We start from the raw sequence: 19,805 nt of genomic DNA, 5'->3' as shown, positions 1-19,805 counted from the left end.
AAGAAACCCATCATTTCGATGAGTTTCCTGTGAATGTATGGGTTGCCTGCGCAATAACTTCCTCGATCCATGGATGAATTCGCACCTGATCGAGATTATCTTCCAATACCGGTTCTTCCGATAATTCAGCACCCTCCGGTTCAATACGCCAGTGGGCCAGGAATTCAATATTTCCTTCACCGCCCGTAATTGGGGAGAAGGTAAGATTCATCAGTTGAAAACCGATCTCGTGAGCAAAATTCAATACCTGGGACAACACTTCCTTATGAGTCTTCGGATCCCTTACGACACCGGATTTGCCAACTTTCTCCCGGCCAGCCTCAAACTGCGGTTTGATCAATGCCACCACATCTCCTGGTCTGGTCAACAGTTCTTTCAGAGGTGGCAAAATGATCCGCAGTGATATAAAGGAAACATCGATACTTGCAAAATCCGGTGCGGGCCCTGACAGATCGTCCGGTGTCATGTAACGGAAATTCGTTCGCTCCATTACGTTTACCCGCTCATCATTACGCAGAGTCCAGTCAAGCTGATTATAACCGACATCAATCGCATAGACGTAACTTGCTCCATGCTGCAAAGCACAATCCGTGAACCCACCCGTGGAGGATCCGATATCCAGCATCGTGCGATCGGTCATCGATATTCCGAACTGGGTTAAAGCTTTCTCAAGCTTCAACCCTCCACGGCTCACATAAGGATGGACAGAGCCTTTGACTTTCAATTCAGAGGACCTAGGAATCTTCATCCCCGGCTTCTCGATCCGTTCCGTACCTGCATAGACCAAACCTGCCATAATCGCCGCTTTGGCCTTCTCCCGGCTTTCGTAGTATCCCTGCTCCACCAGCAGGACATCAATTCGTTCTTTCAAAGATGACTCCATTATTTACTCCTAACCGTTTACTTAAGAGCTAAAACTCTGCTTACCTAACAGTGCGGCCCGCGATGCCTTCAGTGCACGAATTTCCTGACAGACCGATTCCAGCGTAAGGCCTACTTCTTCACGCTGTTGCGGAATGCTGCCGTGCTCGATGAAGCGGTCTTCAATTCCTTTCAAGGAAACAACGGCATCATGAGTACCCTGCTCAGCGTAATATTCAAGAATCGCGCTGCCCAAACTGCCGGCCTGAGAAGCTTCTTCGAGGACCAGCATGGAGGTGCCTGATGCTGCAAGCTGATTCAATTTATGACTGTCAAGTGGCTTAAGGAAGCGCGCGTTAACCACCTCGATCATAATGCCTTCGCGCTTAAGATGATCAGCTGCTTCTTCAGCCAATTGAACCATCGGGCCAGAAGCCAATATCGCGCACCCTTCACCTGGACGAACCGTCTCCCATGTCCCAATCGGAATAGGCACTAATTCAGCATCCATCGGAACGCCGCGTACGTTGTTACGCGGATAGCGATATGCAATCGGTCCATCGTCATAATCAAGAGCTGTCTTCATCATATGACGAAGCTCATTCTCATCCTTGGGCATCATAATGACCATATTCGGGATATGTCGCATAAAGGCCACGTCGTATACACCTTGGTGCGTCTCTCCATCTGCGCCAACAAAACCGGCACGGTCGATCGCGAACATGACGTTGGCGTTATGACGGCAAATATCGTGAACAATCTGATCATACGCCCGCTGCATGAAAGTGGAATAAACCGCATAGATTGGCTTCATCCCTTCCATCGCCAGCGCTGCGCACAGTGTAGCTGCATGTTGCTCCGCAATGCCCACATCAATCATGCGGTCAGGGAATTTCTTGCTGAACGGAATCAGACCGGAGCCACCAGGCATCGCCGGCGTTACAGCCACAATCCGCTCATCCTGCTCGCCAAGTTCAATCAGCGTCTGCCCGAACACCTCGGTGTACATCGGGTTACCGACTGCTTTTAGAACTTGGCCTGATTCGATCTTGTATGGCGTGATGCCATGCCACTTATGTGAATCCGATTCCGCTGGGCGATAACCTTTGCCCTTGGTCGTAATCGCATGAATCAGTACAGGACCATCAACGTTATCAGCTTGTTTCAAAGTATCGATCAGTTTATTGAGATCATGCCCGTCGACCGGGCCCAGATAAGTAAAACCGAGTTCCTCAAACAATACTCCGGGAACCATCATATATTTCAGGCTGTCCTTCATCTTCTCCGCAGTCTTGGCCAGCTTGCCGCCGATTGCAGGGATTTTCTTAAGGAGCATTTCCACTTCGTCTTTAGCACGTAAATAATATCGATCGGAACGAATTTTACTCAGATAATTATGCATCGCCCCTACATTCGGAGCGATCGACATCTCGTTGTCGTTCAGAATGACCGTCAGTTTCGTCCGTTCGTGGCCGATATGATTCAAGGCTTCAAATGCCATACCGCCTGTTAGTGCCCCATCGCCGATCATGGCAATGACGCGGTTATCATCGCCTTTGAGATCACGAGCCATGGCCATGCCCATTGCTGCAGAGAGCGACGTGCTGCTATGTCCCGCTTCCCAGACATCATGTTCGCTCTCCGAACGCTTTACAAAGCCGCACAAGCCCTTGTATTTACGGAGGGTATCGAACTTATCCATCCGACCCGTTAAGATTTTGTGTACATAGGATTGATGACCCACGTCGAATATCATCTTGTCACGAGGGCTGTCAAAGCAATAGTGCAAGGCCAGCGTGAGTTCAACCACTCCCAGATTCGGTGCAAGATGACCACCGGTAACGGACAATTTTTCAATCAGAAATTGACGGATCTCAGCTGCCAAGTCCTCTAGTTCGTCCACCGATAGGTGTTTTATTTGTTCTGGTTGTTTGATATTTGGAAGAAGCACGAAGGATCTCCCCGCTTTCCTTGATTATGTTGTACTTCAATGAGACTTAGATACATGTAGCCATTAATAGACATTATATCACAAAAAAACTGATTGCATGTAAAGCCATGCTTAGTGGTCCCGCGCCATCAAGTAATCGGCGATCTCAAGCAGTCTGGACGGATCATGGAAATTACCGGCTATGAGCGCTTTCTTGGCTTCCTCTGTCAAGCGTCTCACTTCCTCCTTCGAGGCATCCAAGCCGATAAAGTACGGATAGGTGACTTTCTCCTGTTTCACATCACTCTGTACCGCTTTCCCGAGTTTAGCCTCGTCCCCGATCAAGTCCAGAATGTCATCCTGGATTTGAAATGCGAGCCCAATACCTTGACCGAAAGCACGCAGTGATTCGATCTGCTCCGGCGTACAACCTGCAACTCTTCCCCCGGCCATCAGCGAGAACATCACGAGATCACTCGTTTTGTGCAGATGAATATATTCCAACTGTGCCAGATTCGTGATGCCTTGTTCCCCTTCCATATCGGCAACCTGTCCGCCCACCATGCCTCTTGGTCCTGCGTATTCCGCAAGATCCTCAACGATGGCAAGGACTTGCTCAGCAGGCACGCCATGCTTTCGTGCCGATTGGACCACATTGTAAAATGCATGGGTAAGAAGCGCGTCTCCTGCCAGAATGGCAGCCGCTTCGCCATAAACTTTGTGATTAGTCAATTGACCGCGGCGGTAGTCGTCATCATCCATCGCCGGTAAATCGTCATGAATTAGAGAGTACGTATGTATCATCTCAACTGCACAAGCTACCGGCATCGCCGCTTCGCGATTTCCACCGGCTGCTTCGCAGGCAGCAATCACAAGCAGCGGTCGCATACGCTTGCCGCCTGCCATTAATGAATACGTCATGGATTTACGAAGGGTTTCAGGTACTTTCCATCCCTCAGGTAATAACGAAGTTAACTCTGTATCCAACCGGTCACAAATTTCATTCATATATGCTTTAAATGGAGGTTTTTTATTCACTAAGTTCACCTGTCTCTTCCAATGTTCCGCCAAATGGCTTGCGCTTTAATTCTCCGCCTTCTTCCACAATCATCTCAATTTTCTGCTCCACCTGCTCCAGCTTCTGCCCACATAACTGTGACAGCTTCATACCGCGCTGGAAGAGATCGATCGCTTTCTCCAAGGGAACATCGCCATCTTCAAGCTGTTCGACAATCGTCTCCAGCTGTGCCATGCTTCTTCAAAACTGATCTCTGTCGCCTCATTTGCCATCTTCTCCATCCTCCTTCATACCCCAAACCTGACATTGGAGTTGTCCATCGCTGACTCTGACGTTAACCATATCGCCTGGCTGGACATCATGTAATGACTTGACCAACCTCTGTTCACTCTCGTCGTAGACAAGACTGTAACCCCTAGACATAATCTTAAGCGGACTTAAAGCATCCAGATGCCTCATCTCGGTTTGAAGCTTCAACAGCTTGGACTTCATCACGACCTGCATTGCATTCATTAGCTGCCTGGTGCTCTGATCCTTCCTGCGTGCTGCAACTTCAGCCTGAATGCGCGGATTGAACCGGATCAAACCTTGATGCAAGGAGCGCTGACGCTCTTGATGAATGGACATTCGAGACTTTATCGTCCCTTGTAGCCGTTGTGACAGCATATCCAGCCGTTCCGCATGCTGTAACATATATCTTCTCGGATGCACAAGCACCGGTGATCGCTGAAGCGCAGCTAATCGCTCCTGGCTTCGTTCAAGCCGCTGCCGTAAACCTTGCTTCAGTTGTCGCTGCCTTTGAAGCAATTGCCCTTTCAGCTCGGAACTGCTGGGTACTGCCAATTCAGCCGCAGCTGTTGGTGTAGCTGCGCGGAGATCCGCTACGAAATCAGCGATCGTGAAGTCCGTTTCATGCCCTACTGCCGATATAACCGGAATCCGAGACTGATAAATCGCTCTTGCGACCGCTTCCTCATTAAAAGCCCATAACTCTTCAAGCGAGCCTCCGCCTCGTCCGACGATCAGCACATCGCCCTCAGTCCATTCGTTCATCAAGCGAATGGCTTTGACAATTGAGGCCGCCGCTCCTTTGCCTTGAACAAGGACCGGATAAAGAATGATTTTGGCTTGGGGATAACGTCTCCGAATCGTAATCATAATATCGCGTACGGCTGCACCGGTAGGAGAGGTAATGACCCCGATGGTCTTCGGAAAAAGCGGTAACGGACGTTTCCGCTCCGCTGCGAACAGCCCCTCTGCATCCAGCTTCGATTTCAACTGTTCGTATGCAAGATAAAGGCTGCCAATTCCGTCAGGCTGCATTTGCACGGCATAGAACTGATACTGACCATCCCGTTCATAAACCGAAACGTTCCCTCGTGCGATTACCCGGGAGCCCTCCTTGGGAATAAAGGGCAGCCTTTGATTATGTGATGCGAACATAATCGCCTTCACTCTGCTGCCCTCGTCCTTTAATGTAAAGTACATATGACCGCTGGAATGATGCGTAAAGTTCGAAATCTCGCCACGGATCCAAACGTCGGACAGTCGTGAATCTCCCTCCATTTTCATTCGAATATATCGGTTTAAATCCTTGACGGATAACACGCGTGTCGGTTCCGACTGCTTCATATCAGACGAGCCCGTTCAGCCTTTTGGCTGCAATCAAGGTGTTCTGCATGAGCATTGTTATTGTCATGGGGCCGACTCCCCCGGGAACCGGCGTAATGGGTCCGCTCACTGCCTTTGCGCGCTCAAAGTCCACATCGCCGGCCAGCTTCCCGTTCGGAAGGCGATTCATGCCGACATCGATCACAACTGCGCCGGGCTTAATGTAACGCTCATCAATCATATTCGCTCTGCCAATGGCAACGACGAGAATATCTGCTTGGCGGGCAAGCTCAGCCATATTAACCGTGCGCGAATGACACATCGTGACTGTAGCGTGCTCACGCTGCAGCAACAGGGATACCGGCTTGCCCACGATATTGGATCTGCCGATTACGACCGCATGCTTGCCCGAGATTTCAATGCCTGTTCGCTTAATCATCTCGATTACACCCGCCGGCGTACAAGGGAGCAAGCTATCGTCCCCTATCACGAGGTTACCCACGTTCACCGGATGGAAACCATCTACATCCTTCAATACCGAGATGGCATCGATTACGGCTTTTTCGTTAATATGCTTGGGCAGAGGCAACTGCACCAATATCCCGTGTACAGATGGCTGGGCATTCAGCTTGTCCACCAGTGCCAACACCTCATCCTGGCTGGAATCTGCTGACAGACGATGCACTTCGGAATAGTATCCCAGGTCCTGGCATGCCTTCTCCTTATTGCGAACATATACATGGGACGCCGGATCATCACCCACCAGCACGACCGCAAGTCCTGGCGTAACCCCCTGCTTGGATAGCTGGACCGTCTCCGATGCGATCTGTGCACGAATTTCTGCGGAAATCTCTTTCCCGCTCAATATTGTAGCTGCTGTCATCCTAATCTCTCCTCCACTGTGATGGAATGATGCTGCTTATATGGGTTTCATGCTTGATTCAATAAACGATGAACTAGGACTGACCTAACTTGGCCTTCACCTGATCCAATTCCGCAATAATCCGGCCGAGAACCCCATTAACGAACTTACCCGATTCATCCGTACCGAAATGCTTCGACAGTTCGATCGCCTCATTAACGGCAACCTTGCCTGGCACGTCCACTGAATACGTCAGCTCATACACTGCCAAACGCAGGATCTGGCGATCTACTCGTGACAAGCGACTCACCTGCCATCCCTTAAGATAATGGGTTAACAGTTCATCAATCGCCAGTTTGGCACCCCATGTACCATTGACCAATTGAAGAACATAATCCTTCATCTGCCCCTCGTCACCGATGACCCGCTCGGTTTCGTTCTCTTCTGCCGCTTCGGAGATCAGCATGGATACCGCTTCCGCAGCGTCCACCTCGTTCATCTCCATCTGGTACAGGCTCTGAACTGCGATCTCTCTAGCTACACGTCTTTTCATGAATGTTCCTCCTGTGGAGTACGGCACGCGTCCGATTCCAATTTTTCTAATTAGTATGTTCCCATGTTGCCCTTGTTCCAACACATAAAAAAACCTGTGATATGCCCATTGTCGAAAAATAGCATGCTGCACCTGTCTTAGCATTTTTCGAAATGAAGCATATCACAGGGTCATTTGAACGGCCGCCAGCGCTCAGACAGCCAGCGCCCCCACTCCTGCCAATGAAACAGGGAGCCCTGCCTTAAATCTTTGCGCTTGCCAAAGATATAGCCGATAAATACCACTAATGCAAAGAACAGCATATCCCAAAAACCGGATAATAAATAAATCAGTCCGCACACAAGCCCGCCGGCAACCCCGGCGATTCTTCCTCTGTGACTATCCCATATTTCTTTCCAAGGCATGTGGGAAGCTCACCTCTATTCCACGCGGCTCTTGAAGCTCGGTGCCTGAACCACGTTAGCTATATACACGGATACCGACGATACAGGGATTCCCGTTGTATCTCCCACAAAATCGTGCACCTGCTTCTGTACATCGGTTGTCAGGGTAGGGATCGACTCCTCGCCATCCACAACCGCACGAATCGCAATCTCAAGCCCCGCCTGGGATACTTTAATCCGGGATTTCAGATCCTTAACACCCCGGACGCGGGAAGCTGCCTTAAGGCACAGATTCTCAATCGTCTCCACCGAGATTTGTATATCACCAAATTCGGTCCGCTGGTCAATTGAATTCAGATTTGAGCGATCTCTTCTTACCGAAATGTAGAAAAAACGGATGCTTAACAAGAATAATATCACAGCTACGGTAATTCCTGCCCAGATTAACAGTTGTTCCTGCTCATTGGTTAACGAATAAGAAACAGCGCCGCTCAGCAGGAGGATGGCTACTACAGATATAACACCGATACTCAAGCTGTAAATAAACAGCAAAAGCCTGTCCATGATTTTGGCCACGATGGAGCACAACCTCCTAAATTAGATTAAACCTCGGCATTGCTGCCGGGGGCATATCACGATCACGAATTATTCTATTTCACGCGTTGAATCAGATCGAGCTCATCTTGCTTCTCAGCAGATTTCATGAAGTGGACATCATGAATATGTACATTGACTTCAACCACGTTCAGTCCCGTCATATTCTCAATCGAACGCTTCACGTTGCGCTGAATCTCGCCCGCTACTTCCGGAAGACGATGACCGTACTCTACGATGACGGATACGTCTACTGCCGCTTCACGTTGACCTACTTCAACTTTAACGCCTTTAGACAGATTTTTGCGTCCGAGCAGTTCCGCAATGCCTCCGGCAAAGCCTCCGCTCATGCCAGCTACCCCACGAACCTCTACCGTGGCTAGTCCAGCAATGACTTCAATTACTTCCGGCGCGATCTGAATCTCACCGATATCTGTACGTTCAAATTCTGTTGGCAAAGTTTCCGCCATGGTCTCAACACACCTTTCGGAATAAGTTAGCGGATGCGAGCAGTCCTCTTGCGGCATGCGCTCTTATTACTCATACTATACCATTCGGCCAAGTTTATGACAAACTTGGCCAAAGTATTCAAATCTCATGTTCTTCCAGAAACTTAATATCGAAATCGCCCTTTATGAACGTAGGGTGATCCAGCAATTTCTGATGGAACGGAATGGTTGAATAAATACCTTCAATTTCAAACTCCGCCAGTGCCCGCTTCATCTTCGCAATCGCGGCATCACGTGTGGGAGCCCATACGATCAGCTTGGCAATCATCGAATCGTAGTACGGGGAGATTGTATATCCGGGATAAGCCGCGCTATCAACACGAACGCCCGGGCCGCCTGGTGGCAGATAGAATTGAATCGTCCCTGGCGCAGGCATAAAGTTCTTATCCGGATTCTCCGCATTAATACGGCACTCGATGGACCAACCGTTAATGACGATATCCTCTTGACCGAACGACAGCGTATTACCTTCAGCCACAGAGATCATCTCCTGGATCAGGTCCACGCCGGTAACCATCTCGGTCACAGGATGCTCTACCTGAATTCGCGTGTTCATCTCCATGAAGTAGAACTGCTCGTCCTGACCGAGCAAAAATTCGAGGGTTCCCGCACCGGAATAGTTAACCGCTTTGGCTGCGCGTACTGCGGCTTCGCCCATTCGGCTGCGCACCTCTTCATTCAGCACAGGGCATGGCGCTTCTTCAACCAGCTTCTGTCTTCGGCGCTGTACCGAGCAATCACGCTCGCCCAAGTGAACGGCATTGCCGTGTTTGTCTGCCATAATCTGAATTTCCACGTGTTTCATGCCAGTCAGGTATTTCTCTAGGTATACACCAGCGTTGCCGAATGCCTTCTGCGCTTCCTGCTGGGCATTCGTAATCTGCTTGATTAACTCTTCCTCATCTTCCGCAATCCGGATCCCTTTGCCGCCACCGCCGGCTGTCGCCTTGATGATGACTGGATAACCGATCTCCCGGGCAAGCAAAGCCGCTTCATTCACGTCTTCAACCAGTCCGTCCGAACCCGGTATGACTGGGACTCCGGCATTCTTCATGGTCTGTTTGGCAACCGCCTTATCACCCATCCGGTTAATCGCATCCGCCGATGGCCCAATGAAGGTAATATTACAGGATTCACAGATTTCGGCGAAATCTGCATTCTCAGCCAGAAAACCATAGCCGGGATGAATCGCATCGCATTCGGTCAAGGTAGCCACGCTGATGATATTGGTAAAATTAAGATAGCTGTCTTTGGACAATGTCGGACCGATGCAATAAGCTTCGTCTGCAAGTTTTACGTGCAGAGACTCCCGATCCGGCTCCGAATAGACGGCTACCGTAGCAATGCCAAGCTCACGACAAGCTCGGATAATTCGAACGGCGATCTCGCCGCGGTTTGCGATAAGCACTTTTTGAAATGTCATGCAGTAACCTCCTTCGGACTCATATGACTCCGCATCAACGCCAGAGTCACTCCACTTTACTCTGGTTTTACCAGGAACAGAGGCTGCCCGAATTCAACAAGCTGACCGTTCTGTGCAAGTACCTCTACGATTTCGCCTTTGATTTCGGCCTCCAGTTCATTCATCAGCTTCATCGCCTCAATAATGCAGACCGTGGATTTGTCATTTACCTTATCCCCAGGACTAACGAACGGAGCCGCTTCTGGTGATGGGGAACGATAGAAAGTTCCAACCATCGGGGATACAATCTTATGTAATGAGCTGTTACGATCCTCCACTGGATCCTGGGTAACTGCCGGTGCCGCGGCATTCGTATTCGGCTGCGTCGCTTGTGGCGCCATGGCTTGCGGTGCAGGTATGTACGCTTGCGGAGCTGCCTGGTAGCTTATCACTTCAGCAGGACCCGGTTTCTTGATGGATAAGCGTGTACCCTCACTCTCGATTTCCAGTTCTTGCACGGAAGTTTGATCCACCAGCTGAATGAGTTCCTTGATTTCATTTAATTTAAACATGATCGACGTTCACTCCTTCACTTTCTTGGAAGCCCTTGCTTGGGACAGTCAGTCAATAGCTTAGAGTATTATATCACAATCCATAAAAATAGAAAGAGCCCAAGGAAATCCTCGGACTCTTTCGGATTTGACGTTTCGTTGCGGTTTATGTTGAACGCTGTAATCCATCGTTAAGGAGCGACATACTGAACCGTTACTTTGTCCGGGGACACTCTCAGTTCCTTCATGACCATACTGACGATACCGGCCGCGCCTTTAGCGTCCAATTTTTCACTGAGTACAACGACGTTATACTTCTCACTCTCTTCCTTAACGACCGCGTTACCATACTGTTGTTGGAGCAACTCCTCGATACTCAGGATCGCAGCCTCTTTCTCTTCGGCCTCTTTCCATTGTTGTGAAGCTTGTGCTGTTACGTCCGGTTTATTCTCATGATTGTCGATCTTTGCAATCAAATCATCGTATAATTTATTATTTTTTTGTTCACGTTCCATCTTGTAAAAATCCAGTTGGGCCGCAGCTGTAGCAGATTGTACGGAAGTAGACATTTCACTCAGAATCTCTTCATCTGTTTTGTTGGCATCCGTCGCCTTGCTTGTATCTTTCGCATCTTTCGTTTCTTCTTTGGATTCGGTTACCTCTGGCTCCGTTGCTTTCTCGTTCTCTTTTGCTGCCTTGTCCTCTTGATCGCCTTGTGTTGCCTTAGCCGGGTCTTCCGTGCCGGTCTCAGCACCTGTGCCAGACGTTCCATCTTGTTCATTGGCGCCTGAATCGCCGTCCGTTCCCTCTTCAAGCACTTCATTTACAACCAGTTCATCCACCGTGCCTTGTCCATTGGCGTCAGTTCCTTTTTGGTCGACCTGTGTACTCTCTGCGACTGGCGGCGTCTTGCTGTCTGTATCGGTGAACAAATAGTAGGCTGACAGAATGACCATTAAACTAAGCATGGATACCAACCAGATGGTTTGTCTTTTGTTATTCATTTGAACATTTCCTCCTTTTGATTGAAAAACCTTGACCTGCATCAATCGAACACAGAATACGAATTCAGATTATTGCTGCTTGCGGGGCACGACCGAAATTTTATGGGATGGAACGTTCAGCCCACGCTGAATTGCGTCAACGATTAGGCTTTTGACCACCTCGTTCTCAGCCCCTTTCGCAACGACCAGCACACCGCGAACTTGGGGCTTGATGCGCTTGGTAATGATCGGGGTCTGCTCGCCTGCTGCATCATAGGTTACGATCTGTCCATCACGCTGGTAACTTGTTACGTGCCTTTTTCCCCCGTTCGCATCCGTCTCCTCCGTAAGTTCCTGTGTATCCTTTACGTTGCTCTTGACCACAATCTCCTCCGTGGAATCAACCGTTACCATGACATCCACCGCACCAACGCCAACGATTTGTTCGAGCATCGTCCTTGTTCGATCCTCAAACTCCTGCTCGATACTTCCGAATTCGCTGCCGGAAGTAGTACCGCCCGCCGTTGTGGATACGGCCGCGGATTCCGGTGGCGGCTCCCTCCCGATATTTTCGTGATCCAGCTTCTTCACGTTGACAAATGAATTGAACAGCATAATCGCAACCCCGATAAGCCCAAGAATGATCAGCCAGCGGAAGGTTTGCATTTTCTTGACGCCGCCCACTCCCCCACCCAGCCATTGCTCGATTCGCTTCAACCAATTCCCCACCATTTCACCTCCGTTACAGCTTCTTGTCACCCGCTTGACCGGCACATAAATCGTAATGACCTCGGGCAACAGATCATAGCGACGGCTGATATAATCTCGTATCGGCTCTGCTCGTGTTCGCTCTGATTGCGTTACTTCTTGTGCATTCTGCTGCTTAGGAGATCCTTGATTCTGCTCTGCATCCGTTACGTCCACCTGAATCTGAACCGAATGTACCGGGGTGACGTCGATCGGTTGTTGGTCTGCTCCTTCGGCGCTTTTACTGTCTTGAGGCTCCTCGCCTGCTTCCGCCAGTTTCACTTCAACCGAACGCACCTCAGCGTTCGTGAAGCCGTTATTAGCATTGGGCACCGCTGCAAGGACTACATTTACTTCAAGTACCGATTCCCCCGTCTCAGCTGCGATTTCATCCTTCATTAACTTCGCTAATTCATTACCGGCCCATTGCAGGCTTTGGCCTTGCCGTACATCTTCAAGCTGCTGTGCCTGTGCCATGATCTGTTTCAACTGGGCCTCTTCCGGCAACCCCTTCTCCTGTCTCTCCAATTCCCTCGCTAACTGATTCTCCGGTGGATCTGTCAGCAGCCGAATAATCGGACTCAGCAGAGTTAACAGAATGAGCAGGCTTAGTACGAGCCTGGCATATCGTTCAAGCGCCTTGCCTGGTAATATCAGATCGACAAAGGCGGCAAAGAGAACAACCATGATGACGTTTTTCAACCATTCGCCGAGCCAGTCCATCCTTCATACCTCCTAGAGCGCTTCCCTCATAACTCCTTTCACCTCATCATGACTGTGATGTTTCCTGCCGTCAGCAGTATCGTGATCGCCAGGAAGAACATCATGCTTACCGCTGCCAGAGAAGCGAATACGTAGAGCATCGTCTTGCCGATGGTGTGCAGACAGGTTGCAATCGGTGTATCACCAAGCGGCTGCATGACGGCAGCCGCCAGGTTATATATCAAGGCAAGCGTCAAGATTTTGATTGCAGGAAAAGCGCACAGAAACAAAATGATGATGACACCAGCCAAGCCGATTGAATTCTTGACCAGCAGTGAAGCTGAGATGACGGTGTCTGTGGCATCTGCAAACATCTTGCCGACTACCGGAACAAAATTGCCTGTGACGTATTTCGCAGCGCGGATGGTGACACCATCCGAAACTGAACTGGTTAAGCCCTGAACCGAGATCACGCCAAGGAAAACGGTAAGCAATACCCCCAGTACACCCATGGCCACCCCTCTCAGCAGATTTCCAAGCTGGGTTAGCTTGTATTTCTCGGACAATGAGCTGACGAGATGCAGCAGGGCGGAGAAGAATAGCATGGGAAACACTACCGTGCTAATCAACGTGCCAACCGTATGTACCATGAAGATCACGAGCGGATGTGCAACCGAGACCGTGATAATATTCCCCATGGAAGCCATGAGAGCAAACAACAGCGGCAGCATAGCCATCATGAAGTCGATCATGCCGGTAATCGCGCCGCGCGCATATCCAATCGCAACGCTGAAGCTGTTGACGGCGATCACGAGCACCACCATGTAGCAGATCGTATAAGCGACGCGGCTGACGGTGCTTTTCTCAAACGCATTCTGCAAGTTTTCCAGAATGAGGCTCATGATGCTCAGCATCACGATGGTTGCCAGCAGTTTGCCGTTATACAGCACCTCGTGCCATACGTACTTGCCAAGTCCGGACATGACTTGCTGCAAGCTGAATCCATCGCCACCTGGTAAGAGCATATCCATCAGCGATGGTGTTCTTCCGTCCGGGAAGAACCCGCCATAGTCCTTCATCAACTGATCCCAATACTTCTCCACCTGATCGGTGGGCAACTGTTCGGTCTGCTGCTCCACCCACCAGTCGGCGGGATTATCTGCAGCCGCAACCTCTGCGCCGAACAAACAAGAATTAAGCAGCGCCAAGAGCATGACGCACAATACGGTCAAGCCTTTGGGAAACGGCGTTCTCCTACTCATGACCTCCCACCTTCTGTCAAGCCGGAAGGAGCTTCAGGACCGTTTCGATGATAATCCCGATAATCGGTACAGCAAGCACCAATATGAGCACTTTTCCCGCCAGTTCTATTTTGGAAGCGATCGATTCCTGACCGGCATCTCTTACGATCTGAGCCCCCATCTCCGCAATGTAAGCAATTCCGATAATCTTGAGCACCGTTTTCAGGTATATGGTCTGAACTCCCGAATTCTCTGCCAAATCCTCCAGCATCGAGATCACATTGCCAATCTTCCCTACGAGAAACAGAAAGATCAGTACCGAAGTTGCTACGGCAAGGAGAAAAGCGAAGAGCGGTTTCTGCTCTTTGACAATCAGGATGAGCACTGTCGCTATGAGGCCGAGACCGACCACCTGAATGATTTCCATTGAGCTCACCTACTGGAATAGAAAGATACTTTTGATTTCCTTGAGCAGATCATCAAGCAGTCTGACTACCATGAACAGTACAACCACAAATCCGATCAGCGTTACCCAATGGGCCATATCCTCTTTGCCCATCTGCTTCAGGACGGTATGAATCATGGCGATGATGATGCCGATACCGGCAATCTGGAAGATGGCGTTCACTTCAATATTCATTTCCTTGGCACCTCGCTAAAAGATCAAAATGACGATCAATGCTCCTATTAGCAGACCCAGACTTTTGCTCATCTTCTCATATTTGATCTGGTCATCCCGCGCGGCTGCTTCTTCATGCTTGAGCTGTAGGGCGGCTAGAGCGATATGTTTGACTTGGTCCTGCCTGTCACTGGTGCCAAGGACAGTGCTAAGCTGTTCCAACACCTCGCGCTCAGCACTCTTCATTGCTGAGCGTTTCCAATTCTCGCCGATGGCCTTGCGTATGCTATCTCTGGCTGACAGCCCGTAACTGGGCCGCATATATTGCGCAGAGGAGTCGAATATGGATCGGAGCGGCTCTCGCAATGAAGCCCCAATTCGCTCCAGTGCATCTGGCAGCGGTGTAAACCCGTAGCTGATCTCGGTCTCCAACCGTTGCAGCGCCAGCATCAGTTCCCTGATCTGTCTTGGCCTTGCAGCAAACTGCTGAGCTTGATAGAACCCGGCCAAGGTTCCCGATCCAATAACAAGGATCGCGCCGACCAACTTAAGCATAGGCATCACCACCTGGCGGTCCGCCTCCGGCAGTCTGCAATGTTCGCTGACTGCCGTCGTACAACTTGAACGTTCTCTGTTCACCTGTTCTGCTCAGTACGGCGTACATTTGAAACATCTGATCTTCCACAAGCCCTGATAGCGCCCCTCTGCCCCGCATATCCGCTACGGCCGAGCCGTGTGCCGTTGCAATCACACTGATCCCTGCATGCAGCGCCTCCGTTACGGCTTCGGCATCCTCCGGTCGACCGATCTCGTCCACAATAAGGACATCCGGTGACATGGATCGAATCATCATCATCATGCCCTCGGCTTTGGGACAACCGTCCAGCACATCGGTACGGGGACCAACATCAAACCCGGGAACCCCTCTCATACAGCCGGCGATTTCCGAACGTTCATCCACAATCCCTACCTTCATCCCCGGCCAATGCACGTTTGATGCGCCCCACGAACCATAACTAATCTGCCTTGCCAAATCTCGCAACATCGTGGTTTTGCCCTGCTGCGGCGGTGACAGGATCAGTGTATGCATCACCCTGCGGCCTTTTCGGTCTAGCAAATGCGGAATGATTTGGTCAGCGGCACCTTGAACCTCTTTAGCGATTCGAACGTTGAATCCACTGATATCCCGAATATGCTCTACCTTGCCCCCACTGAGTACCGTTCGTCCCGTAAGGCCAACGCGATGACCGCCTGGTATCGTGATGAATCCTTTTCTAAGCTCCTCTTCCAAGGTGTACAAGGAATGATTGCTGATTAGGTCCAGCAGTCTGTGCGTATCCTCCCGCGTCGGTTTATAAGCATCTGCCGGACGCAAGGTCAAGCCACCTCGTCGATCGAGGAAATGAAATTTGCCTGCCGAGTTAATCTCAAGCGGCCGCTCTTCCCGGATTCGCACCTCCTCTACTTGATGGAGAAGCTCCGTCGACAGGTTGATCAGCATGACTCTAATATTCTCGGGAAACAGCTCCAACCAGTTCAGTGTCATATCAATTTCCCCCAGGTTGTCCGTTATTTGCGTTGAAATCACCTTATACAAGAACTTCTAATCCTATGTCTATGCTTGTACCGAATTCGATATACCGCGAATCTATCATTTTTTTAAAATTCCGTATAAGAGACATGTAATGCCGCACATGATCCAGCCGATCTTCCCCCAAGATAATTTATCCGCCATCCCTACAAGGCCAATCGTTGTCGTGGCGATCAGAATGAGCGGGCCTGTGAAGGCGAGTGCTGAATTAACGGCTAATGCTTTATCCACCTGGTTCATTCGAAGCATGATGATAGCCGCTATGATCTCCAAACTGCCTGAGAAGACTCGAAGAGAAGCCATGCTAACTACGAACTTGTCCATTATCCTTAACAATCCCCCTTTTCGTATGATCATGGATGATTAAAAATATGCAGCACTCTCTTGATTTATCTCTACTAACAACAAAAAAGAGTTGTCCGTCAAAGTCTGATTCGACTTCTAAGGACAACTCTGTTCGATTGCATTATGAGTTTGCTAATCCTGCACTAACGGCGAACTTGCGGACCGCCGACTGCTGCTTGCTGATCTGTGTCCAGCCCATAGGCTGTATGGAGCGCCTGCACAACGCCTTCTAGGTTCGTTCCTTCAATAACACAAGAGACCTTGATTTCCGACGTACTAACCATCTTGATGCTAACTCCCTGACTGGAAATAACGTCGAACATCTGTGCAGCTACACCCGGATGGCTAACCATGCCGGCTCCGACGATCGACACTTTCACGAGTTGGTCTTCCGACGTTACATCACGGTAAGGGAGCTTACTGCGAATCTGACCGATCACTGTAAGCGCCGCTTCCCGGTCTTCCAGTGACACGGTGAAGGAGAAATCTGCCTCCCCGTTCTGTACTCCGCTCTGCACAATAATGTCGACGTCGATCCCTTCTCGGGCAAGCTCGCCGAATACTTGAGCCAGTACGCCTGGAGTATCGGCAACACCCAGAATACTAATGCGGGCCACATTTTTATCAAAAGCAATTCCACTTACAACTACGCCTTGTTCCATGCTCGTTTCCTCCTTGACAACCGTTCCCTCGTTATAATTAAAGCTGGATCTGACGACAAGCTTAACTTGGTTATGCTTCGCGTATTCAACTGCGCGCGGATGCAGTACCGCCGCACCCAAATTAGCAAGTTCCAGCATCTCGTCGTAAGATATTTCGCTCAATTTGCGTGCACATTTAACAACACGTGGATCTGTGGAATAAATTCCGTCCACATCCGTGTAAATCTCGCATACATCGGCTTCAATTGCAGCTGCAAGCGCTACTGCCGTCGTGTCGGACCCCCCGCGCCCCAGCGTCGTGATCTCTCCGTCATCCGTCATCCCTTGAAAACCTGCGACGATGACTATATTCCCTTCATCCAGAGCCTTGTGAACGCGCTCCGGTAATATATCGGTAATTCTGGCCTTGCCATGCACCGCTTCGGTGCGAAATCCTGCCTGCCAGCCGGTAAAGGACTTGGCTTTGCGTCCAAGACTATGGAGTGTCATAGACATTAATGACACGGAAATCTGCTCGCCAGTTGAAAGCAACATATCCATCTCCCTGACGGAAGGGTTCTCATTTAATATTTTTGCCTGATCGATCAAATCATCGGTTGTATCTCCCATAGCTGACAGAACTACAACGCATTGATGACCTTCATCCTGTTTCTCTACAATTCTTCCGGCAACCCGCTTCATGCGCTCGATATCTCCCACAGAGCTGCCTCCGAATTTCATGACGTACAGTGACACTGCTTCGTTCACTCCCCACTCATAATCAATATGTAACATCTCTTCAGTTGGTTTCTCACTTTAAAACAGTATAATACGAAAGTTAGCCTTTCCGTCAAGACTTTTCGGGTGACAACCCGCGTCAACTCCTGTCCCCTCGCCGATACGAATCACAAAAACTCCTGTACGTAAGGTACAGGAGTTTTTGTGCTGTGCAAATATTGGCACCTCGCTAACCAACATGTTATCTATTGGCAATTAAGCGCGGGAGATGTATTTACCTTCACGGGTGTCGATCAGAAGTACATCCTCTTCGTTGATAAACAGTGGCACTTGAACATTCAGACCTGTCTCTACCTTCGCATTCTTCGTTGCGCCTGTAGCTGTGTTTCCTTTGATACCGGGCTCTGTTTCAACGACCTTCAATTCCACACTGTTGGGCAGGTTAATACCCAGAATCTCGCCCTGGTAGCTGATGATATGCACGTTCATGTTCTCTCTTAGGAAGTTGAGTTCCCATTCCAGTTGCTCGCTTGTCAAGCTAAATTGATCGTAAGTCTCGTTATCCATGAATACGTGCTCTTGACCGCTTGCGTATAAATACTGCACACCGCGGTTCTCAATGATGGCGCGGCCGATTGTCTCACCAGCGCGGAAGGTCTTCTCTACCGTGTTACCGTTACGAAGATTTTTCAATTTGGAGCGAACGAAAGCCGCACCCTTCCCTGGTTTAACGTGTTGGAAATCCAATACGGTAAAAATATCTCCGTCTACTTCTACGGTCAAGCCTGTCTTAAAATCGTTAACTGAGATCACAAAAATTCCCTCCTAAGGATTGTATACATACATGTTTGTGCCTAAAGCACGGTGTAATCTTTGGTCGAGCTTGTTAATATACGAATACCCGATTCTGTAATGACAATATCATCTTCGATTCGAACGCCGCCAAGACCCGGCAGATAGATTCCGGGTTCTACTGTAACGACCATTCCAGGCTCAAGCACATCATCGCTCATCTTGGACAGCCGGGGAGATTCGTGAACCTCCATGCCAAGACCGTGACCGGTGCTGTGGCCAAAGTATTCGCCATAACCATATCTGGAAATGATATCGCGCGTCAAGGCGTCTGCTTCGCGACCCGTCATGCCAGGTTTAATATGATCGAGCGCGTGAAGCTGGGCTTCCAGCACGATATCATAGATTTCCTTCAGTTTCGGATCCGGATTGCCCAATGCCACGGTTCTTGTCAGATCCGAGCAGTAACCATCCAGCAACGCTCCAAAATCAAACGTGACGAATTCATTGCCTTGAATAACACGCTCGCTGCTACGCCGTGCGGAAGCGCAGAACGTTCTCCCGAAGCAACAATCGTATCAAAAGAAGATGAGGTCGCTCCACGCTTGCGCATGAACATCTCCATCTCCAAATCGATCTCGCGTTCCGTTTTACCTGTCTGCAGTATAGTCAGCACGTGACTAAACGTTTCATCAGCGAGGTCGGCTGCACGCTGCATGATCGCCAGTTCGTCCGCATCCTTGATGATGCGAAGTTCTTCTATCATCCCCGACACCGGCACCAGATGGATCGGAGCGAGCTGCTCCGAATAGGCGGAGAATACACCATATGTAACGTGATCCTGCTCAAATCCAAGTGAGGTGATCAATTCAGCGCCAAGCAATTCTTTTACGGTGTCCATGACCTTCGGTGCATGTTCTACCACATGAAAGCCAACTGCTTGTTGCGGTGCTTGTGTCATATAACGGAAATCGGTCAACAGGTATGATTGCTCCGGCGTAATCAGAACGTAACCTGCCGAACCCGTAAAACCTGTCAAATAACGGCGATTGATCGGACTTGCGACCAATATGGCCGATAGACCTTTACTTTCTAACTTATCGCGAAGTTTCGCTACTCGTTTGTTACTCAT

General features: G+C 49.8%; 21 protein-coding genes and 3 pseudogenes. All 24 read right to left on the bottom strand.

Going from position 1 to position 19,805, the window contains the following annotated elements:
- Nucleotides 1-10: 10 nt before the first annotated feature.
- Complete coding sequence (locus JCM10914_RS02545; protein WP_023957050.1) at nucleotides 11-883, bottom strand: TlyA family RNA methyltransferase; 873 nt, start codon at nucleotides 881-883, stop codon at nucleotides 11-13.
- 21 nt (nucleotides 884-904) lie between these two features.
- On the bottom strand, nucleotides 905-2,812 hold the full coding sequence (gene dxs, locus JCM10914_RS02540; RefSeq protein ID WP_023957048.1) for a 1-deoxy-D-xylulose-5-phosphate synthase: 1,908 nt from the start codon (nucleotides 2,810-2,812) through the stop codon (nucleotides 905-907).
- Nucleotides 2,813-2,923: 111 nt separating this feature from the next.
- Nucleotides 2,924-3,799, bottom strand: coding sequence for a polyprenyl synthetase family protein (locus tag JCM10914_RS02535; protein WP_148300172.1), 876 nt, complete (start codon nucleotides 3,797-3,799; stop codon nucleotides 2,924-2,926).
- Between the two features lie 22 nt (nucleotides 3,800-3,821).
- Nucleotides 3,822-4,081, bottom strand: a pseudogene (xseB, locus tag JCM10914_RS02530) (exodeoxyribonuclease VII small subunit).
- Nucleotides 4,071-5,441: an exodeoxyribonuclease VII large subunit gene (gene xseA / locus JCM10914_RS02525; RefSeq protein ID WP_023957043.1), complete on the bottom strand. Its 1,371-nt coding sequence runs from the start codon at nucleotides 5,439-5,441 to the stop codon at nucleotides 4,071-4,073. Before xseA ends, xseB begins: the two are co-directional and overlap by 11 nt.
- Nucleotide 5,442: 1 nt before the next feature.
- Entirely contained in the window at nucleotides 5,443-6,303 is an 861-nt protein-coding gene (gene folD / locus JCM10914_RS02520) for a bifunctional methylenetetrahydrofolate dehydrogenase/methenyltetrahydrofolate cyclohydrolase FolD (RefSeq protein WP_023957041.1), read from the bottom strand.
- Between the two features lie 73 nt (nucleotides 6,304-6,376).
- Nucleotides 6,377-6,835, bottom strand: coding sequence for a transcription antitermination factor NusB (gene nusB / locus JCM10914_RS02515; protein ID WP_023957039.1), 459 nt, complete (start codon nucleotides 6,833-6,835; stop codon nucleotides 6,377-6,379).
- Between the two features lie 170 nt (nucleotides 6,836-7,005).
- Complete coding sequence (locus tag JCM10914_RS02510) at nucleotides 7,006-7,239, bottom strand: DUF2273 domain-containing protein (RefSeq protein WP_023957037.1); 234 nt, start codon at nucleotides 7,237-7,239, stop codon at nucleotides 7,006-7,008.
- Between the two features lie 15 nt (nucleotides 7,240-7,254).
- Nucleotides 7,255-7,794 carry an alkaline shock response membrane anchor protein AmaP gene (gene amaP, locus JCM10914_RS02505; protein WP_023957035.1) on the bottom strand — a complete coding sequence of 180 codons (540 nt, stop codon included), beginning with the start codon at nucleotides 7,792-7,794 and terminating at the stop codon, nucleotides 7,255-7,257.
- Nucleotides 7,795-7,868: 74 nt separating this feature from the next.
- Nucleotides 7,869-8,282 carry an Asp23/Gls24 family envelope stress response protein gene (locus JCM10914_RS02500; RefSeq protein WP_023957033.1) on the bottom strand — a complete coding sequence of 138 codons (414 nt, stop codon included), beginning with the start codon at nucleotides 8,280-8,282 and terminating at the stop codon, nucleotides 7,869-7,871.
- 118 nt (nucleotides 8,283-8,400) lie between these two features.
- Entirely contained in the window at nucleotides 8,401-9,744 is a 1,344-nt protein-coding gene (gene accC / locus JCM10914_RS02495) for an acetyl-CoA carboxylase biotin carboxylase subunit (RefSeq protein ID WP_023957031.1), read from the bottom strand.
- 56 nt (nucleotides 9,745-9,800) lie between these two features.
- Nucleotides 9,801-10,295, bottom strand: a complete 495-nt coding sequence (gene accB, locus JCM10914_RS02490; RefSeq protein ID WP_023957030.1) for an acetyl-CoA carboxylase biotin carboxyl carrier protein — start codon at nucleotides 10,293-10,295, stop codon at nucleotides 9,801-9,803.
- Between the two features lie 170 nt (nucleotides 10,296-10,465).
- Entirely contained in the window at nucleotides 10,466-11,278 is an 813-nt protein-coding gene (locus JCM10914_RS02485; RefSeq protein ID WP_023957028.1) for a SpoIIIAH-like family protein, read from the bottom strand.
- A 69-nt stretch (nucleotides 11,279-11,347) separates the two neighbouring features.
- Nucleotides 11,348-11,986 carry a stage III sporulation protein AG gene (gene spoIIIAG, locus JCM10914_RS02480; protein ID WP_197286822.1) on the bottom strand — a complete coding sequence of 213 codons (639 nt, stop codon included), beginning with the start codon at nucleotides 11,984-11,986 and terminating at the stop codon, nucleotides 11,348-11,350.
- A 105-nt stretch (nucleotides 11,987-12,091) separates the two neighbouring features.
- A pseudogene (locus tag JCM10914_RS02475) lies at nucleotides 12,092-12,691 on the bottom strand (stage III sporulation protein AF); the annotation flags it as partial.
- A 74-nt stretch (nucleotides 12,692-12,765) separates the two neighbouring features.
- Nucleotides 12,766-13,968 (bottom strand): stage III sporulation protein AE, encoded by a 1,203-nt coding sequence (gene spoIIIAE, locus JCM10914_RS02470; protein WP_023957024.1) that lies wholly within the window; start codon nucleotides 13,966-13,968, stop codon nucleotides 12,766-12,768.
- Between the two features lie 16 nt (nucleotides 13,969-13,984).
- Nucleotides 13,985-14,374, bottom strand: a complete 390-nt coding sequence (gene spoIIIAD, locus JCM10914_RS02465) for a stage III sporulation protein AD (RefSeq protein ID WP_023957021.1) — start codon at nucleotides 14,372-14,374, stop codon at nucleotides 13,985-13,987.
- 9 nt (nucleotides 14,375-14,383) lie between these two features.
- Nucleotides 14,384-14,587 carry a stage III sporulation protein AC gene (spoIIIAC, locus tag JCM10914_RS02460; protein ID WP_007129715.1) on the bottom strand — a complete coding sequence of 68 codons (204 nt, stop codon included), beginning with the start codon at nucleotides 14,585-14,587 and terminating at the stop codon, nucleotides 14,384-14,386.
- A 15-nt stretch (nucleotides 14,588-14,602) separates the two neighbouring features.
- On the bottom strand, nucleotides 14,603-15,121 hold the full coding sequence (spoIIIAB, locus tag JCM10914_RS02455) for a stage III sporulation protein SpoIIIAB (RefSeq protein WP_023957019.1): 519 nt from the start codon (nucleotides 15,119-15,121) through the stop codon (nucleotides 14,603-14,605).
- Nucleotides 15,114-16,112: a stage III sporulation protein AA gene (spoIIIAA, locus tag JCM10914_RS02450; protein ID WP_023957017.1), complete on the bottom strand. Its 999-nt coding sequence runs from the start codon at nucleotides 16,110-16,112 to the stop codon at nucleotides 15,114-15,116. Before spoIIIAA ends, spoIIIAB begins: the two co-directional genes overlap by 8 nt.
- 105 nt (nucleotides 16,113-16,217) lie before the next feature.
- Complete coding sequence (locus tag JCM10914_RS02445) at nucleotides 16,218-16,484, bottom strand: YqhV family protein (protein ID WP_036716891.1); 267 nt, start codon at nucleotides 16,482-16,484, stop codon at nucleotides 16,218-16,220.
- 161 nt (nucleotides 16,485-16,645) lie between these two features.
- On the bottom strand, nucleotides 16,646-17,899 hold the full coding sequence (locus JCM10914_RS02440) for an aspartate kinase (protein ID WP_036716889.1): 1,254 nt from the start codon (nucleotides 17,897-17,899) through the stop codon (nucleotides 16,646-16,648).
- Between the two features lie 237 nt (nucleotides 17,900-18,136).
- Entirely contained in the window at nucleotides 18,137-18,694 is a 558-nt protein-coding gene (efp, locus tag JCM10914_RS02435) for an elongation factor P (RefSeq protein ID WP_023957011.1), read from the bottom strand.
- 41 nt (nucleotides 18,695-18,735) lie between these two features.
- A pseudogene (locus JCM10914_RS02430) lies at nucleotides 18,736-19,805 on the bottom strand (M24 family metallopeptidase).

Origin of the sequence: Paenibacillus sp. JCM 10914 (genome assembly GCF_001315105.1) — a bacterium.
Lineage (GTDB): Bacteria > Bacillota > Bacilli > Paenibacillales > Paenibacillaceae > Paenibacillus_AQ.
The sequence above is the reverse complement of the archived record's forward strand: the minus strand, read 5'-3'. Positions and strand labels throughout refer to the sequence as shown.

What these genes read in the sequence shown, in the direction of transcription:
- accC (WP_023957031.1), bottom strand. Translation starts at nt 9,744, where the DNA reads ATGACATTTCAAAAAGTGCTTATCGCAAACCGCGGCGAGATCGCCGTT.
- spoIIIAE (WP_023957024.1), bottom strand. Translation starts at nt 13,968, where the DNA reads ATGAGTAGGAGAACGCCGTTTCCCAAAGGCTTGACCGTATTGTGCGTC.
- JCM10914_RS02510 (WP_023957037.1), bottom strand. Translation starts at nt 7,239, where the DNA reads ATGCCTTGGAAAGAAATATGGGATAGTCACAGAGGAAGAATCGCCGGG.
- JCM10914_RS02500 (WP_023957033.1), bottom strand. Translation starts at nt 8,282, where the DNA reads ATGGCGGAAACTTTGCCAACAGAATTTGAACGTACAGATATCGGTGAG.
- folD (WP_023957041.1), bottom strand. Translation starts at nt 6,303, where the DNA reads ATGACAGCAGCTACAATATTGAGCGGGAAAGAGATTTCCGCAGAAATT.
- nusB (WP_023957039.1), bottom strand. Translation starts at nt 6,835, where the DNA reads ATGAAAAGACGTGTAGCTAGAGAGATCGCAGTTCAGAGCCTGTACCAG.
- JCM10914_RS02485 (WP_023957028.1), bottom strand. Translation starts at nt 11,278, where the DNA reads ATGAATAACAAAAGACAAACCATCTGGTTGGTATCCATGCTTAGTTTA.
- JCM10914_RS02535 (WP_148300172.1), bottom strand. Translation starts at nt 3,799, where the DNA reads ATGAATGAAATTTGTGACCGGTTGGATACAGAGTTAACTTCGTTATTA.
- spoIIIAA (WP_023957017.1), bottom strand. Translation starts at nt 16,112, where the DNA reads ATGACACTGAACTGGTTGGAGCTGTTTCCCGAGAATATTAGAGTCATG.
- xseA (WP_023957043.1), bottom strand. Translation starts at nt 5,441, where the DNA reads ATGAAGCAGTCGGAACCGACACGCGTGTTATCCGTCAAGGATTTAAAC.
- accB (WP_023957030.1), bottom strand. Translation starts at nt 10,295, where the DNA reads ATGTTTAAATTAAATGAAATCAAGGAACTCATTCAGCTGGTGGATCAA.
- spoIIIAB (WP_023957019.1), bottom strand. Translation starts at nt 15,121, where the DNA reads ATGCTTAAGTTGGTCGGCGCGATCCTTGTTATTGGATCGGGAACCTTG.
- JCM10914_RS02545 (WP_023957050.1), bottom strand. Translation starts at nt 883, where the DNA reads ATGGAGTCATCTTTGAAAGAACGAATTGATGTCCTGCTGGTGGAGCAG.
- spoIIIAD (WP_023957021.1), bottom strand. Translation starts at nt 14,374, where the DNA reads ATGGAAATCATTCAGGTGGTCGGTCTCGGCCTCATAGCGACAGTGCTC.
- spoIIIAC (WP_007129715.1), bottom strand. Translation starts at nt 14,587, where the DNA reads ATGAATATTGAAGTGAACGCCATCTTCCAGATTGCCGGTATCGGCATC.